Below are 16,227 nucleotides of genomic sequence, written 5' to 3'. Positions count from 1 at the left end.
ACGGAACACACTCACCTGAGCGGGACGAGCGGCAACAGATCGGCCACCAGCCCGGCCCGGTGGCCGGACGCGTCGACCGACCCGGCGGCGACCGCGTCGTCGAACGTCAGCCGGCCGGTGACCAGCAGCAGCCAGGTCCGTGGATCGGTCTCGACGACATTGGGCGGGGTGCCGCGGGTGTGGCGCGGGCCCTCGATGCACTGGACGGCGACGAACGGCGGGACGCGCAGCTCGACCGAGTTACCCGGCGCGAGCTGCTCGATCGTCCGCGCGGTGCCGCGGACCGCAGCGGCGAGCAGGGGCCGCGACGGCGCGGGCGCCGAGGGATCGGCGAGCCAGTCCGCGACGGCGAGCACCGCCGCCCGGACCTCCGCCGGATCCACTTTCTTGCGCACAGCCACGTCAGACATCTTTGCAACAGGCTTCATCACGCCCGTTTTGGGGCACTATGTGTCCATGGGCGCGGAGGTGAGCAGGCAGGAGTTCACGGGTGAGGACCGCGTGCGGTTCCGGCGGCAGGTCAGCCGGGGCACGGACGCCATCGCCCGAATGCTCGCCGACGGGCTGTTCACCGACCAGGGCCGGCCGCCCGAGCCGTTGCTCGGCATGGAGGTGGAACTCAATCTCGTCGACGATCAGTTGCGTCCGGCGATGGCCAACGCCACGGTCCTCGACGCGATCGCCGATCCCGACTACCAGACCGAACTCGGCCAGTTCAACATCGAGATCAACGTCTCGCCGCGTCCGTTCACCACCGACGACACGATCTCGCTGGAACAGGCGCTGCGAACGTCGCTCAACCGCGCCGAGGAGCGCGCCGCGCGGACCGACAACCATCTCGTGATGATCGGGATGCTGCCCACGCTGACGGCCGAACACTTTGCCCACCAATGGATCTCAGCGAACCCACGCTACGACCTGCTGAACCAGCAGATCTTCGCGGCCCGCGGCGAGGACCTGGAGATCGACATCACCGGCATCCCACTCGACGACGACCATCAGATCGAGCGCCTGCACACCTCGACCGACTCGATCCTGCCCGAGGCCGCCTGCACCTCCCTCCAGCTGCACCTGCGGGTGGCGCCGGAAGACTTTGCCGCGCACTGGAACGCCGCCCAGGCCATCGCCGGGGTCCAGGTCGCGCTGGCCGGGAACTCCCCCTTCCTCGCCGAGACCGCGCTGTGGCACGAGAGCCGCATCCCGGTCTTCGAGCAGGCCACCGACACCCGCCCCCTGGAGCTGAAGAACCAGGGCGTGCGGCCCCGGGTGTGGTTCGGCGAGCGCTGGATCAACACCATCTTCGACCTGTTCGAGGAGAACATCCGCTACTACCCGGCGCTGCTGCCGGTCTCCACCGACGTCGACCCGCTCGCCGAGCTCGACGCCGGCCGCATCCCCACCCTCGACGAGCTCCGCCTGCACAACGGCACCGTCTACCGCTGGAACCGGCCGGTCTACGACATCCACGAGGGACACGCGCACCTGCGAGTCGAGAACCGGGTGCTGCCGGCCGGACCGACGGTCGTCGACACGATGGCCAACGCGGCGTTCTACTACGGAGTGGTCCGCGGCCTGGTGGAGGCCGACCGGCCACTCTGGTCGCAGATGTCGTTCAACGCCGCCGCCGAGAACCTGCAGTCGGGCGCCCATTTCGGCATGGAATCGCAGCTGTACTGGCCGGACGTCGGCTGGGTGCGCCCGGACGAACTGGTGCTGCGGCGGCTGCTGGTACTCGCCGAGAAGGGGCTGCGCTCCTACGGCGTCTCCGACAAGGCCCGCAAGCGGTACCTGTCGGTGATCGAGGGGCGATGCATCACACGGCGCACCGGGTCGGTGTGGCAGCGCGAGGCCGTCGCCGCCCGGGAGAGTGCCGGGGAGAGCCGTTCGGACGCGTTGCGCGGCATGCTCGCCGACTACATCACCCTCATGCACGAGGGCGAGCCGGTGCACACCTGGGATGTGTGACACGTTTTTCGCCCACGGTGCGCGTGGAAGTTGCGTCTGCGACCCGTCCGGCGAGATCCTCGACCCCATGAATCGACGCCCATCCCCCGCCGCCCGATGACGATCGCCGAGCGGTACGCCGACCCCGCCGCGACCCTCGACCTCGTGAACGACGTTCTCGCAGTGCAACTCGCACACCGGTCGGTCCGGAGATTCCTGCCCGACCCGGTCACCGACGACACGCTTCACGCGATCATCGCGGCGGCCCAGTCCGCGCCGACGTCCTCGAATCTCCAGCCCTGGAGCGTGATCGCGGTCCGCGACCCCGCCCGCAGGTCACGACTGGCCACCCTGGCCGGAAATCAGGGCTTCATCGCGCGGGCACCCCTGTTCCTGGTGTGGATCGCCGACCTCGGCCGGGCCCACCGCATCGCCGCCCGCAATGACGCGACGCTCAGGGCGACCGACTATCTGGAAACGACGATCATCGGGTTCGTGGACACCGCGCTGGCCGCCCAGAATGCGGTGGTGGCTGCCGAATCCCTCGGCCTGGGAACGGTTTTCGTCGGAGGGATCCGAAACAACCCTCTCGAGGTGGCCACCGAGCTCGGGCTCCCCGACCACACCGTCGCGACCTTCGGCCTCGCCATCGGCACACCGGATCCCACCGAGTCCGCGGGGATCAAGCCCCGCCTCCCCCAGCGGGCCGTCCTGCATCACGAGACCTATGACGCCGACGCCGCGGACTCCCACCTGCCCGCCTACGACGAGGCGCTCGCGGCGTACAACCGGCGCCACGGTCTCGACGGCGACTGGAGTTCGCGCGTGCTGGCGCGCCTGGCCGGGGTGGAGTCGTTGCACGGCCGCGAGGAACTCCGGGCACATCTGCGGGCGCGCGGCCTGCCGTCCCGGTAGTACTCCCGACGGCGCAGAACCGCGCCGCACCCCGTCGGCACGATCCGCAGCACCTCCCGCCCGTGGATCGTGCCGGCGAGAGTCGCTAGTGCACGGCCGACCGCACCCCTGCCACCAACCCCCGTCCGGTGATGAGCGGCAGGTCCAGCGCGGTCACCAGCCCCGGCTCGGCCTCCACCACCGCGGGGACCGAGTTCACCAGGCGCATCGCGGTGACGATCATGCCGGAGACGTTGTGGTCGCCGCGCTCGCCGTGGTGGCCGAACTCGACCGCCATCTCGGGCTCGCCGGAGATCAGGATGCGGTAGCAGCCGTCGCCGTCGGCCGGCCGTGGCCAGTCCGGGCATTGCTCGGGGTGGGTGCGCGTATAGTGCTCCAGCACAATGCGATCCACGCCATCGACCTGTCCGACGACCTCGAATCGCAGCGCCGCCATGGTGCCCTCGGGGATCTCGACGGACGCCGTCGAGTAGTCGCGGTCGGCCGGGACGCGCTCCACCCGTTCCACGAGGGGCTCGTCGAGGGTGACGCCGAGTCCGGTGGCGATCTGTCGCACCACCGATCCCCATCCCATCGACAGGATTCCGGGCGACAGCAGCAGCGGCGTGGTGTCCATCGGCTGCCCGAAACCGAAGAGGTCGCGCATCACGACCGGCTGATAGTACGTGGAGTAGTCGGCGATCTCCTGGCAGCGCACCTCGTCGACCCGCTGCGAGAGGCTCGTCATGGACAGCGGCAGAACGTCGTTCGCGAATCCCGGGTCGATGCCGTTGACGTGCAGGCTGGCGCCGCCGGCCGCACCGGCCCGCGCGATCCGCTCGAGCAGCGACTCGGGCAGGATCCCGAACGGGAACTGCAGCACCACCGGCCCGCTCGACACCACGTTGATCCCGTTCTCCAGGAAGAAGATCAGGTCCTCGATCGACTCCATGACCCGGTCGTCGGTCATCGCGGTGTGCACGACGCAGTCGGGTTTCAGCGCGATCAGCACATCCCGGTCGGTCGTCGCGGTGACACCGAGCTCCCGGTCGAGCCCGGCGAGTTCGCCCGCATCCCGGCCCGCCTTCTCGGGGTTGGACACCCAGACGCCCACCAGTTCGAGCTCGGGGTGGGCGTCGATCCCCGCGATCGCATGCCTGCCGACCGTTCCGGTCGACCACTCGACCACACGTAGAGCCATGATCTCAAAGTAGAACACGTTCCAGGAGTTCGACGCGGGTTCGGCAGAACCTGGTCGGTTCGCCCGACGGGTGGCAGACTGCCCTTCGTGACCACGGACAAGACCGGAGCACTGACGGCCGTCGCGGACAACCCGGCCGCACGCCGTTACGAGATCAGCGTCTACGAGGCGCCCCACGAATCGTCACCGGACGAATCGGCACCGGTCGGCACGGCCAACGGGGCGGGCATCGTCGCGGGTTTCACCGAGTATCGCGACCGCACCGCCGCCGCGGAGACCGGTGGTGAGTCGCGAACCGAGCGGATCTTCTTCCACACCGAGGTCGACGGGGCGTTCGGCGGTCGTGGACTCGCCACGATCCTGGTGCGCGAGGCCCTCGACGACGCACGGGCCCGCGGCCTCGTCATCGTCGGGGTGTGCCCGCTCGTCGCCGCCTTCCTCGAGAAGCACCCGGACTACGCCGAGGACTCGCACCCCGCCACACCGGACGTGCTCGCCTGGCTGAAGAAGCAGGGCTGAGCACCGCACGACGATGCCCGAGTCCCCCTCAGCGTCGACGGCACCCGTCGCCATCGACTTCCACGGCCACCGGACGATGCTCAAGTGGCATCGGGGACGCCGGCGCGCCGACGACCCGGCGTTCACCGCATCGCGGATCGTCGAGGGCATGCGGGTCGGCGCGTCGATCGAGGTCGACCTGGTGATCCACGCCGGACGCGGTTTCGCCGTCCTGCACGACCGCCGCATCGACCGCGCCACCACCGGTTCCGGTGCGATCTCCGCACTGCCCGCGTCGTACCTGCGCCGACAGTCGCTGCTGGACAACCGCGGCCGACCGATCGACGAACGCGTCCTGCTGCTCGAGGACCTCACCGACCTGTTCACCGGCCTCGCCATCGCCCCGGATGCACTGCTGCAACTCGACTTCAAGGAGAACGACGCCGCACTCGACGACCGCGCGGTGGAGATCTTCGCCGACAGCGTCGCCCCGTTCGCGCCGCACTACATCCTGTCCTGCGGGGACGCGGCGGCCGTGCGGCGGCTGACGTCGGCGGCCCCGGGCATCCGCGTCGGCTACGACCCCTGCCATCAGGGGGCTGCCGACGCCGCGATCCGCTCCGGGGACTTCGCGGGTTTCGTCGACCGCGCCCTGACGGCCTCCCCGGACGCCGAGATGATCTACCTGGAGAACCGCTTGATCCTCGCGGCCGACCGCCGCGGATTCGACCTCGTGGGCGCATTCCGCTCGCATGGCCGCAGGGTCGACGGCTACACCGTCACCTGGGTCGAACCGCGGGTGCTCCCGGACATCAGGCGGCTGCTGGAGTTGCGGGTAGACCAGATCACCACCGACGACCCGGAGTCGGTCGCCGCGATCGACTTCGAGCGCATTGGCGACGTGACATCTCGGCCTGCGGCCGGTTCCGGATCACGACTGGTCCGCTGGGTGAGGCGCACCACCGGCCGGGGCCGGTCAGACGTGTAACGACCAGAACGGTTCCACCGGGATGTTGCGGACCGCGAACCAGACCAGGACGACGACGAGGACGACGACCGCCGACCAACGCATGTTGTGCCATCCGCGGATCCGACGACCGGTCCACAGCCGCGCACAGTAGGCGCCGAAGCTCGAGAGCAGCAACGCCATCGCGACGACCGCGAGTGCGTTGTAGTGCAACGCGGCCGGCAGGTCGCCGTGCAGGAGCGAGTAGAGCGCCCGCTGTGATCCGCAACCGGGACACGTGATGTGCAGCAGCAGTTTGGTCGGACACGCCGGCAGCACCCCGCCGGGCGTGGTCGGATCGCCGAACCAGACTGCGGTGCAACAGATCCCGACTCCGGCAACCACCGTCGCCGGACCGAGTGCCGGATGCGCGGAGAGAGCCGCCACCCGACCGAGAAAAGGCCCGGCGAAACGGTCAGTACGTGCTGCCGGTGGCGGCGGCGCTGACGAGGATGACGAAGAAGACGACATAGATCAACACTATGAGGATCCACAGGACGACCGCGGCGACCGCGCCCCAGATGGCCCACTTCCTGGCCTCGTCGGCCGCCTTCTGCGCGCCTGCGAAATCGCCTGCGGCCCAGAGCTTGCTGACCGACGTGGACTTGACGATCGCGACGATGCCCGTCGGCAGGCAACACAGCACCGTGCTCAGGATCGCCCAGACGAGGTTGTTGTCCGGTTCGGGTCCGGGCGGCGGGCCGCCCGCGTATGCGCCGTACGGCGGCTGTCCATGACCGGGCACGCCGTACGGCGCCTGGTTCGGATCGTTGGGGTAGGTCATCTGCGCCCTTTCGACTCTGCTGAGAACGAGAGCGAGCCTAACCCGGCGACCACCCGATCAGCCGCGTCCGGAAAACAGATTGCTTCCAATGACATACACGGGCGACATACACGGGCGTGGCCTCCTAGACGGCGTCGCCGAACAGACGCGGCAGCGTCGACTCGTGCACCTCGCGCAGCTCGGTCAGCGGCACCGAGAAGTAGTCCTGGACCTCGACCGAGTCGCTACCCTGGTCCACCACACCGATACGGGTCCACGGCATGCCGCGGACGTCGAGCATCGCGACGAAGCGCGACTCCTCGGTACGCGGCACCGCCACCAGCACACGGCCTGCCGACTCGGAGAACAGCCACACGAACGGATCGGCGTCCTCGGGCAGGAGGACCCGGCATCCGGTCTCACCGGCGAGCGCCGACTCGACGACGGCCTGGATCAGGCCGCCTTCGCTGAGGTCGTGTGCGGCCGAGACCAGTCCGTCTCGCGAGGCGGCGGTCAGGATCTCTGCGAGCAGGCGCTCGCGCTCGAGATCTACCTCCGGGGGCACACCACCGAGGTGGTCGTAGGCGACCTGCGCCCAGATCGAGCCGTCGAACTCGTCGCGGGTCTCGCCGAGCAGGATCAGCGTCTCGCCGGGTTCGGTGCCGAAACCGGTCGGGATGCGCCGGCGCACGTCGTCGATGACGCCGAGCACACCGACCACCGGGGTCGGCAGGATCGGGGTCGAACCGGTCTGGTTGTAGAAGCTGACGTTGCCGCCGGTGACCGGGATGCCCAGCTGCGCACAGCCGTCGGCGAGACCGCGCACGGCCTGCTGGAACTGCCACATCACGGCCGGGTCCTCGGGCGAACCGAAGTTGAGACAGTTGGTGACCGCCTTCGGGGTGGCACCCGAGACCGCGACGTTCCGGTAGGCCTCGGCCAGCGCGAGCTGCGCGCCCCGGTACGGGTCGAGGAAGGTGTAGCGGCCCGACGCGTCGGTGGCCAGCGCGATGCCGCGGCCGGTCTCCTCGTCGATGCGGATCATGCCCGAGTCGGCGTGCTCGGCGAGGACGGTGTTGCCGCGCACGTAGCGGTCGTACTGCTCGGTGATGAACTTGCGGCTGCACAGCGCCGGGCTGGCGAGCATCTGCAGCAGCGTCTCCCGCAGCTGATCCGGGGTGCTCGGGCGCTGCAGCGGCTCGGTGGTCGACGCGATGACGGTGTCCTGCCACTCCGGCCGGGCGACCGGGCGCTCGTAGACCGGGCCGTCGTGGGCGACGGTGCGCGGCGGCACGTCGACGACGGTCTCGCCATGCCAGTCGATGACCAGGCGGTCACCGTCGGTGACCTCGCCGATGACGGTCGCGAGGACGTCCCACTTGCGGCAGACCTCGAGGAAGGCGTCGACGTTCTCCGGCTTGACGACCGCGCACATGCGTTCCTGCGACTCGCTGGAGAGCACCTCGGCCGGGGTCATGCCCTCGGCGCGGGTCGGCACCTTCTCCAGGTCGATGTGCATGCCGCCGTCACCGGCCGCCGCGAGCTCGCTTGTCGCACACGAGAGGCCGGCGCCACCGAGGTCCTGGATGCCGACCACCAGACCGGCCTTGTACAACTCGAGGCAGCACTCGATGAGGACCTTCTCGGTGAACGGGTCGCCGACCTGCACGCTCGGGAGCTTCTTGCGACCAGGACGAGTCCTCGCTGCATCATCGGACCCGCTCGCCTCGCTCCCGGCGTCCACGTCGTCGAAGGTCTCCGACGCGAGCACGGACACGCCGCCGATACCGTCGAGGCCGGTGCGGGCGCCGAACAGGATGATCTTGTTGCCGGTGCCCGAGGCGAAGGCCAGATGCAGGTCCTCGACACGCAGCACTCCGGCGCACAGCGCGTTGACCAGCGGGTTGCCGGCGTAGCTGGCGTCGAAGACGGTCTCGCCGCCGATGTTGGGCAGGCCCAGGGAGTTGCCGTAGCCACCGATGCCGCGCACCACGCCGTCGAGAACGCGGCGGGTGTCGGGGGCGTCGGCCGCGCCGAAGCGGAGCTGATCCATCACCGCGACCGGGCGCGCGCCCATCGCCATGATGTCGCGGACGATACCGCCCACGCCGGTGGCCGCGCCCTGATAGGGCTCGACGTAGCTCGGGTGGTTGTGCGACTCGACCTTGAAGGTGACCGCCCAGCCGTCGCCGATGTCGACGACGCCGGCGTTCTCGCCGATGCCGGCCAGCATGCTCGCGCGCATCTCGTCGGTGGTGGTCTCACCGAAGTAGCGCAGGTGGACCTTCGACGACTTGTAGCTGCAGTGCTCCGACCACATCACCGAGTACATGGCGAGTTCGGCGTCGGTGGGCCGACGGCCGAGGATCTCGCGGATGCGCGCGTACTCGTCGTCCTTGAGACCGAGCTCGCGGAACGGTTGCGGATGGTCCGGGGTCTGGGCAGCGGCTGAGACGGTATCCACCTGGGCACTCACCTTGACCAGTCTAGGCGTGGCCCGGGCGGGACGGCCGACGGGGCGGTCAGAGGCTCTGGGCTGGGGAGATCAGTCGCCGACCCCACCGGCATCTACCGATAGTCTGTTGGCCTGAGCTGCACGGTGTGTCCCGGCGGGCACGGGGTGGGATGGGCCCGCCGACCGAGGACGCGTGTGACGACTTCTTACGAGCGACGGGGGGACGCGATGGCCGACGTGCGCAAGGCGAGGGCACTCTTCGAACTGGGTGTGCTGAGCCTGAACATCCCCCTCGACGGCCAGGAGCCGGTCAACAACCCGGCCCAGGCGGCGAAGGCCTTCACCCGGGCCACCGAATGGGATCCGTCGCTCGGCGACGCCTGGATCGGCCGGATGGCGTGCGGCGACAACACCGACGAGGTGTTGCTGGGCCTGTACCGGGCGCGCGCGTCCATCGGCGCCGAGCAGCGCAGGCTGGGCCTGCCACCCGGAACGCTCGCCGGGCGGTGGAGCACCGACTTCTACGTCGACTACCCGGCGACGACCGCCGTGGACGCGACCGCCGCCTACGCATCCAGCCTCATCCGCGGCGCCGATCATGCGGGCGCCGAGGAGGTCCTCGACGAGATCCCGCCCGCGCACCGGCTGCCGATCGTCGACTTCGTCCGCGCGCGACTGCACTACACGACGCAGCGCTGGCCCGATGTGCTCACGTCGCTGACCCGCTCCGACCGGTGGGGCGACACGGTGCTGCAGTCGGTCGCCGACCTGATGGCCGGGGTCGCCTGTGCGCACCTCGGGATGTTCGGCGAGGGCATGCGCCGCCTGCAGAACGCCATGGACGGGCCGGTCGCGGGTTGCGCGACGAGGGCGATGTTCTTCTACGGCATGGCGTTGCGCGCGCAGGGCCACCAGGAGAAGGCCAAGGCCATGTTCGAGCAGGCCTACGCGCGCAACCCGGCGATGGCCGACGCCGCGCAGGCGCTGCAGTTCCCCTCCCTGATGCTCGTCCAGACCACTCCCGAGGAGATCGCCGCCCGCACCGACAAGTGGGACCCCGCGTCGGTGCCTGAGCGCGGCACGACCCCGGTGCCGTCCGGAGCGGCGGACGGTGGCGGTGACGGCGATGCCGCTGCGGCGGGCGAGCTGGTGACCGAGGCGCAGCGCGAACTCGACGAGCAGATCGGCCTCGAGTCGGTGAAGCAGCAGGTCGCCAAGCTGCAGTCGGCGGCGATGCTGGCCCGGGTGCGCGCCGACCGTGGCCTGTCGACCACCGCCCGTAGCCTGCATCTCGCCTTCACCGGCCCGCCCGGCACCGGCAAGACGACGGTCGCCCGGATCGTCGCCAAGATCTACTGCGGACTCGGATTCATCAAGACCGACAAGGTCGTCGAGGCCTCCCGGCGCGATCTGGTCGGCGAACACCTCGGCAGCACGGCCATCAAGACCTCGGCGCTCATCGATTCCGCGATGGACGGCGTGCTGTTCATCGACGAGGCCTACACCCTCATCCAGCAGGGGCTGTCCGGCGGCGACGCGTTCGGCCGCGAGGCCGTCGACACGCTGCTGGCGCGCATGGAGGACGACCGCGACCGACTCGTGGTGATCATCGCCGGCTACGACAGCGAGATCGACCGGTTCCTCGCCGCCAACGACGGTCTCGCGTCTCGATTCGCACGCCGCATCCGGTTCGACTCGTACACCCCGCGCGAACTGGCCCAGATCGGCGAATTCATCGCGCGCAAACGCGATTCCGCGCTCACCCCGGAAGCGGTCGCCGAACTCGAGCAGGCCTGCACGCCGCTCTATCACGACGTCCGCGGGATGGGCGAGAACGCCCGTCGCGCCACCGATCTCGCGGGCAACGGCCGCTTCATCCGCAACATCGTCGAGGCCGCCGAGGAGGAACGCGAGTACCGGCTTTCCACCACCGCCGATCTCGAGTCGCTGTCGGCCGACGACCTGATGCGCATCGAGGTCGACGACGTCCGCTCGGCCCTCTCCGGGGTGTTGTCGGGGTTGCGCCGCTGAGACGTCCGGCCCGGAGCAGTCGAGCCCCGACGGGTCGAGTTCACATGGGTCGAGCCCAGACGTGTCGAGCCCCGAGGTGTCGAGCCCCGAGGTGTCGAGCCCCGAGGTGTCGAGCATCGGGGTCCGCCGCTCGCGCTAGTCTTCTCTGCGCGTGTTCCGCCCGCTCACCTCGGCCCAGCTCACGTCAGCACAGAGAGGTTGTGAGTATGTCCACGTCGCCGCCGGCGAAGTCCTGTGTCCGTTCCCGTTCCGGCCTGCTCGCCGGTCTCGTCGCCGCCCTGGCCCTGACGATCGGCGGATGCTCGTCCGACGAGGCCGAACCCGGACCGAGCACCTCGGTGACGCCGAGCTCGGCGAGCTCGGCCGCCACGACCTCTTCCCGCACACCGTCCGCGTCATCCTCCGCGTCATCCTCGGCGACGACCTCGGCGACATCCGCTGCGGCCGCTCCCACCGCACCGGACACCGACGGCGCCTCCACACCGTCCACGAAGGCACCGTCCACGAAGGCACCGTCCGGGGCCCGGGCCGCGAACCCGAGCTGCCGCGAGTTCCGGGAGCTCGAGGACGACGCGCGGGCCGCCGCGGTCGCAGCGCTCGGGGTGAAGTCGAACTCCGAACAGGTCGCGATGGTCGCGGCCGCGGCGTGCCTGGGCCGCGAGCGCGACAAGGTCGCCGACGTCCTGGATGAACTCGTGCCCGGCCGCTGATACGTTCACTGTCCATGACGAACCGCCCGTGGACAGTGCTGCACGGCCCGTTGTTGCCCCGGAGCCGTCCACTCGACCGCGACCACGCGGCGCCTCGCATCAGCGCCTACATCTACGGCAACATCCTGATCCTGGCCGCGCTCATCCCGCTGCACCTGACCGAGGACTACGTCGGCATCCTCATCGTGCTCGGCACCGCGTTCTCGACGTTCGTCGCGCATGTCTTCGCCGAGGCGGTCGGCCGACGGGTGCACGAGGGTCCGATCCACCCCACGAAATCGATGATCCTGCACCATCTGCGGGACTCGGTGCCGATCCTCACGTCGGCCTCTGTGCCGTGCCTCATCCTGGCGGCCGCGTGGCTCGGCTGGCTCGAACCACGCACCGCCCAGCTGGCCGCGGAGATCGTGATCCTGTTGCGCATCGGCGGGACCATGTTCGTCATCGACCGGCTCAACAACGAAAGATCCGGTCGCGCAACGCTCATCGGCTCGGCGGCCGTCACCCTGGTCGCCACCGCGATCGTCGTGGTCAAGGTCATCCTCACGCACTGACACCGGCGCCCCGGTCCGCCCGCGCCAAGGCTGTGGATCGCCGTCCGGACCCCGGCTCGGGACTCGGATATGATCGCCCGAACCTGCGACCGGATTTGGGGGACCTGGTGACCGGAACACACTTGCGCACGCTCGCGGCGACACTGCTGATCGCCGCCGCGGCCACCGGGCTCGGCGCCTGCACGACGGAGGGCACGCCGCTCGCCGACCCGTCGGAGCTCAGCGCCACCCCGACGGGCACGTCCTCGTCCGATGACGACCTCGACTCCGAATCCTCGAGCCCGTACTCGACGGCCCCGTCCACACCGACGAGCACCAGGCCGCCGATCTCCGAAGTGCCTCCGCCGCCGAACTCCGCGAGCATCACCTGCCGCGAATTCGTCGAGATGGACAAGTCCCACCAGATCGCGGTGCTCATCGGCGTGGGCGCGACCCGGAATTTCGAGACGGTCGCCAACCTGCTCGGCATCCTCTGCCCGGCCACCCCGGACGAGACCGTCTACAACATGCTGCACAAGCGGCCGCGGTGACGTGAGCGGCCTCAGCCGCCGGCGCCGCCGCTGGTCACGGTGAGGATCGCCTCGGTGAACTCCGGCCGGCAGATGACCAGGTCGGGCAGGTAGGTGTCGTCGTTGTTGTACGACAGCGGAGAACCGTCGATTCGCCCACACCACAGTCCCTTCGCCCGCGCGACGGCGACCGGTGCGGCCGAATCCCATTCGTACTGACCGCCTGCGTGCACGTAGGCGTCGGCCTCGCCCCGCACGACGGCCATCGCCTTGGCGCCCGCCGACCCCATCGGCAGGACCTCACCGCCGATCGCGGCGGCGACCTCGTCGGCGAAGGCCGGTGGCCGCGAACTGCTCGCGACGACCCGCGGAACCCCGGTGCGGGGCCGGGACGCGAGCCCTTCCACGGGTTCGACGGCCGTGTCGTCGTCGAGGTAGGTCACCCCGAGTGCGGGCAACGCGACCGCCCCGGCGATCAGTCCGTCGGTCGCCGACCACAGCGCCACGTGCACGGCCCAGTCGGTACGGCCGCCACCGTTCTCATGGGTTCCGTATTCGCGCGTTCCGTCGACCGGGTCGACGATCCACACCCGCTCGGCGGTCAGTCGGGTCTTGTCGTCCGCGGATTCCTCCGACAGCACGGCGTCGTCGGGACGTTCCTCCGCCAGCCGGTTCAGCAGGAAATCGTTGGACCGCTGGTCACCGGCCTTCCCGAGCTCCTTGCCGACCAGACCGCTGGTCTTGCGGATGTCCAGCAGGAGTTCGCCGGCTGCGGTGGCGAGGTCGCCCGCCAAGACTCGATCGTCGGTCACGGCTGTCCTCTCGGGTCGGGGCTACAGCCCCAGGTTACGGATCACCATGTCCGCGACCTCGGCCGGCTCGCCGTCGTCGGGGGTGATGACCAGTTCGGGGTCCTGTGGCCGCTCGTACGGGGAGTCGATGCCGGTGAACTGACCGATCTCGCCCCGGCGCGCCTTACGGTAGAGCCCCTTCGGATCGCGGCGTTCGCACTCCTCGAGAGGTGTGTCGATGAAGATCTCGTAGAACGGCAGGCCGCGCTCGGCGTGGATCTCGCGGGCCCGGCGACGTTCCTCGGCGAACGGGCTGATCAGCGAGACGATCGCCACCGCACCCGAATCGGCGAACAACGCCGCGACCTCGCTGGTCCGGCGGATGTTCTCGCGCCGGTCGTCGTCGGAGAAACCGAGGTCGGAGTTGAGTCCGTGGCGCAGGTTGTCGCCGTCCATCAGGTAGGCGGGCCGGCCTTCGGCGACGAATCGTCGCTCCAGTTCGACGGCGAGCGACGACTTGCCCGATCCGGACAACCCGGTCAGCCAGATCGTGGCGCCGCGGTACGGGCGATGCTCGCGCGAGACCTTGGAGGCCTGCCAGACGACGTGGCTGTCATGGCTCACCGGGGCGGTGATCATGCCCGCCGCGACGGTCCGGTTGGTGGCCTCGTCGATGAGGATGAAGCTGCCGGTGTCGCGGTTGCGCCGGTAGGAGTCGAACATGACCGGCTCCTGCGTATGCAGGGTGATCCGACCGATCTCGTTGAGCGACAACGCATCCGCGTGCCCGTCTCGGTGCAGCGTGTTGACGTCGAGGCGGTAGTTCAGTCCACTGATCTGCGCACGGGTCATCCGGGTGCCGCACAGCAGCTGATACCGGTTGCCCGGGCGCAGCTCGGTGTCCTCGGAGAACCAGCACGTCAGCGCGTCGATGTCGCGACCCACATAGGGACGGTTGTTGGGCCGCGCCAGCATGTCGCCGCGGACGATGTCGATCTCGTCGGCCAGTTCGATCGAGACGGCCATCGACGCGAACGCCTGGTCGACCGACTTGCCGCCGGGCCCCCAGATCGCGGTGATCCTCGTGCTGAAACCACTTGGCAGCACCACGACCTCGTCCCCCTTGGTGAAGACGCCACCGGCCACCGTGCCGGCGTAGGCGCGGTGGTCGAGGCCGTCGGCACGCTGGGGGCGGATCACGTATTGCACCGGGAACCGCGCGTCGATCAGGTTGCGGTCGGAGGCGATGTAGACGTTCTCGAGGTGATCGAGCAGAGGACGTCCCCCGTACCACGGCATCGCCGACGAGGGCTCGACGACGTTGTCGCCGCGCAGCGCCGAGATCGGGACGAAGGTGACATCGGCGACGTTGAGCTTGGCCGCGAAATCGACGAAGTCGGCGCAGATCTCGTCGAACCGCTGCTGCGACCAGTCGACGAGGTCCATCTTGTTGACGCACACGGTGAGGTGCGGGATGCCGAGCAGCGTCGACAGGAACGCATGGCGCCGGGTCTGCTCGAGCACGCCCTTGCGCGCGTCGATGAGGATGATCGCGAGGTCGGCGGTCGATGCGCCGGTCACCATGTTCCGGGTGTACTGGATGTGCCCCGGGGTGTCGGCGATGATGAATTTCCGCTTGGGCGTTGCGAAGTAGCGGTACGCGACGTCGATGGTGATGCCCTGTTCACGCTCGGCGCGCAAGCCATCGGTGAGCAGCGCGAGGTCGGCGTACTCGTCGCCGCGCGCCGCGCTGGTGCGCTCGATCGCCTCGAGCTGGTCGGCGAAGATCGCCTTCGAGTCGTAGAGCAGCCGTCCGATCAGCGTGGACTTGCCGTCGTCGACCGATCCCGCGGTCGCGAGCCGCAACAGTTCGGTGGCCCCCCTGTGGTCGGAGCCGCTCATCAGAAGTACCCCTCCTTCTTGCGATCCTCCATGCCGGATTCGGAGATCCGGTCGTCGGCGCGGGTGGCGCCGCGTTCGGTCAGCCGGGTCGCCTCGATCTCGGCGATGACCTTCTGGACGTCGTCGGAGCCGGACAGCACGCAGCCGGTGCAGGTGGCATCGCCGACGGTGCGGAACCGCACGGTCTCCACCCGCACCTCCTCGCCCGGAAGAGGTTGGAGGAATCGGGTTTTCGCGAGCAGCATGCCGTCACGCGGGATGACCTCGCGCTGGTGCGCGTAGTAGATCGAGGGGAGTTCGATGCCCTCGGCGGCGATGTACTGCCAGATGTCGAGTTCGGTCCAGTTCGACAGCGGGAACACGCGGATGTGCTCGCCCTTGTGGTGGCGGCCGTTGTAGAGCCGCCACAATTCGGGCCGCTGGTCGCGCGGGTTCCACGCACCGAACTCGTCGCGGAAGCTGAACACCCGTTCCTTCGCGCGGGCCTTCTCCTCGTCGCGGCGGGCGCCGCCGAACACCGCGTCGAAGCGGTTCTCGGCGATCCCGCGCAGCAGCGCGGTGGTCTGCAGCCGGTTGCGACTCGCACCCGGGCCGGTGGGCTCGACGACGCGGCCGGCGTCGATGTCGTCCTGGACCGAGCTCACGATGAGGCGGACGCCGGTCTTCTCGACCACGCGGTCCCGATACTCGATGACCTCGTCGAAGTTGTGGCCGGTGTCGACGTGCATCAGCGGGAACGGGACGGGCGCCGGCCAGAACGCCTTGCGGGCGATGTGGAACATGACGACCGAGTCCTTGCCACCGGAGAACAGCAGCACCGGCCGCTCGAAGGTGGCCGCGACCTCGCGGAAGATGTGCACCGATTCGGCCTCGAGCGCCTCGAGATGGGACAGCTCGTAGCTGCGGTGAGACGACCGGCGGGCAGCACCGCCGTCATGGCCCCCGGTGTCTGTCGTACTGGTCACCGCG

Annotated in this window: 16 protein-coding genes; 8 read left to right on the top strand and 8 right to left on the bottom strand. The window is 69.4% G+C overall.

From position 1 onward, the window contains the following. Nucleotides 1-11: 11 nt before the first annotated feature. Nucleotides 12-410: a sterol carrier family protein gene (locus ABFT43_RS02545; RefSeq protein ID WP_347958823.1), complete on the bottom strand. Its 399-nt coding sequence runs from the start codon at nt 408-410 to the stop codon at nt 12-14. Between the two features lie 46 nt (nt 411-456). Here ABFT43_RS02545 and ABFT43_RS02540 point away from each other — a divergent pair, with 46 nt between their 5' ends. Further along, nucleotides 457-1,965, top strand: a complete 1,509-nt coding sequence (locus ABFT43_RS02540; RefSeq protein ID WP_347958822.1) for a glutamate--cysteine ligase — start codon at nt 457-459, stop codon at nt 1,963-1,965. 96 nt (nt 1,966-2,061) lie between these two features. Then, on the top strand, nt 2,062-2,859 hold the full coding sequence (locus ABFT43_RS02535; RefSeq protein WP_347958821.1) for an NADPH-dependent oxidoreductase: 798 nt from the start codon (nt 2,062-2,064) through the stop codon (nt 2,857-2,859). An 85-nt stretch (nt 2,860-2,944) separates the two neighbouring features. Here ABFT43_RS02535 and ABFT43_RS02530 read toward each other — a convergent pair whose 3' ends face one another. After that, a complete protein-coding gene (locus ABFT43_RS02530; protein WP_347958820.1) occupies nt 2,945-4,039 on the bottom strand; it encodes an NAD(P)H-dependent amine dehydrogenase family protein in 1,095 nt (364 codons plus the stop codon). A gap of 87 nt (nt 4,040-4,126) precedes the next feature. Between ABFT43_RS02530 and ABFT43_RS02525 the strand changes: the two genes are divergently transcribed. Both ABFT43_RS02525 and ABFT43_RS02520 read left to right on the top strand, forming a co-directional pair. Continuing rightward, a complete protein-coding gene (locus ABFT43_RS02525) occupies nt 4,127-4,558 on the top strand; it encodes a GNAT family N-acetyltransferase (RefSeq protein WP_347958819.1) in 432 nt (143 codons plus the stop codon). Nucleotides 4,559-4,571: 13 nt separating this feature from the next. Further along, complete coding sequence (locus ABFT43_RS02520) at nt 4,572-5,525, top strand: glycerophosphodiester phosphodiesterase (RefSeq protein WP_347958818.1); 954 nt, start codon at nt 4,572-4,574, stop codon at nt 5,523-5,525. Here ABFT43_RS02520 and ABFT43_RS02515 read toward each other — a convergent pair. From ABFT43_RS02515 to purL, 3 genes are all read right to left on the bottom strand, one after another. Further along, a complete protein-coding gene (locus ABFT43_RS02515; RefSeq protein WP_347958817.1) occupies nt 5,514-5,930 on the bottom strand; it encodes a DUF2752 domain-containing protein in 417 nt (138 codons plus the stop codon). The genes ABFT43_RS02520 and ABFT43_RS02515 overlap by 12 nt on opposite strands. Before the next feature lie 28 nt (nt 5,931-5,958). After that, nucleotides 5,959-6,327, bottom strand: a complete 369-nt coding sequence (locus ABFT43_RS02510; RefSeq protein ID WP_347958816.1) for a CD225/dispanin family protein — start codon at nt 6,325-6,327, stop codon at nt 5,959-5,961. A gap of 124 nt (nt 6,328-6,451) precedes the next feature. Then, complete coding sequence (gene purL / locus ABFT43_RS02505) at nt 6,452-8,782, bottom strand: phosphoribosylformylglycinamidine synthase subunit PurL (protein ID WP_347958815.1); 2,331 nt, start codon at nt 8,780-8,782, stop codon at nt 6,452-6,454. A gap of 207 nt (nt 8,783-8,989) precedes the next feature. Between purL and eccA the strand changes: the two genes are divergently transcribed. The 4 genes from eccA (at nt 8,990) to ABFT43_RS02485 (ending at nt 12,586) form a co-directional block, all read left to right on the top strand. Next, a complete protein-coding gene (gene eccA, locus ABFT43_RS02500) occupies nt 8,990-10,792 on the top strand; it encodes a type VII secretion AAA-ATPase EccA (RefSeq protein ID WP_347959251.1) in 1,803 nt (600 codons plus the stop codon). 206 nt (nt 10,793-10,998) lie between these two features. Further along, a complete protein-coding gene (locus ABFT43_RS02495) occupies nt 10,999-11,502 on the top strand; it encodes a hypothetical protein (protein ID WP_347958814.1) in 504 nt (167 codons plus the stop codon). 14 nt (nt 11,503-11,516) lie between these two features. Next, nucleotides 11,517-12,056 carry a hypothetical protein gene (locus ABFT43_RS02490; protein WP_347958813.1) on the top strand — a complete coding sequence of 180 codons (540 nt, stop codon included), beginning with the start codon at nt 11,517-11,519 and terminating at the stop codon, nt 12,054-12,056. Nucleotides 12,057-12,163: 107 nt separating this feature from the next. Continuing rightward, entirely contained in the window at nt 12,164-12,586 is a 423-nt protein-coding gene (locus ABFT43_RS02485; RefSeq protein ID WP_347958812.1) for a hypothetical protein, read from the top strand. An 11-nt stretch (nt 12,587-12,597) separates the two neighbouring features. Here the strand turns inward: ABFT43_RS02485 and ABFT43_RS02480 are convergent, their stop codons facing one another. From ABFT43_RS02480 to cysD, 3 genes are read right to left on the bottom strand one after another with little or no spacing between them, the layout of a single operon-like run. Then, the gene (locus ABFT43_RS02480; protein ID WP_347958811.1) at nt 12,598-13,377 is read right to left on the bottom strand and encodes a 3'(2'),5'-bisphosphate nucleotidase CysQ; all 780 of its coding nucleotides are present in this window, start codon (nt 13,375-13,377) and stop codon (nt 12,598-12,600) included. A 21-nt stretch (nt 13,378-13,398) separates the two neighbouring features. Beyond that, entirely contained in the window at nt 13,399-15,258 is a 1,860-nt protein-coding gene (gene cysC, locus ABFT43_RS02475) for an adenylyl-sulfate kinase (protein ID WP_347958810.1), read from the bottom strand. Then, nucleotides 15,258-16,223: a sulfate adenylyltransferase subunit CysD gene (gene cysD / locus ABFT43_RS02470; protein ID WP_347958809.1), complete on the bottom strand. Its 966-nt coding sequence runs from the start codon at nt 16,221-16,223 to the stop codon at nt 15,258-15,260. Before cysD ends, cysC begins: the two co-directional genes overlap by 1 nt. Between the last annotated feature and the right edge of the window lie 4 nt (nt 16,224-16,227).

Origin of the sequence: Gordonia aurantiaca (assembly GCF_039939235.1) — a bacterium.
In the GTDB taxonomy this organism is placed as follows: domain Bacteria; phylum Actinomycetota; class Actinomycetes; order Mycobacteriales; family Mycobacteriaceae; genus Gordonia.
Note: the sequence above shows the minus strand (reverse complement) of the source record. Positions and strands in the feature narration are given on the sequence as shown.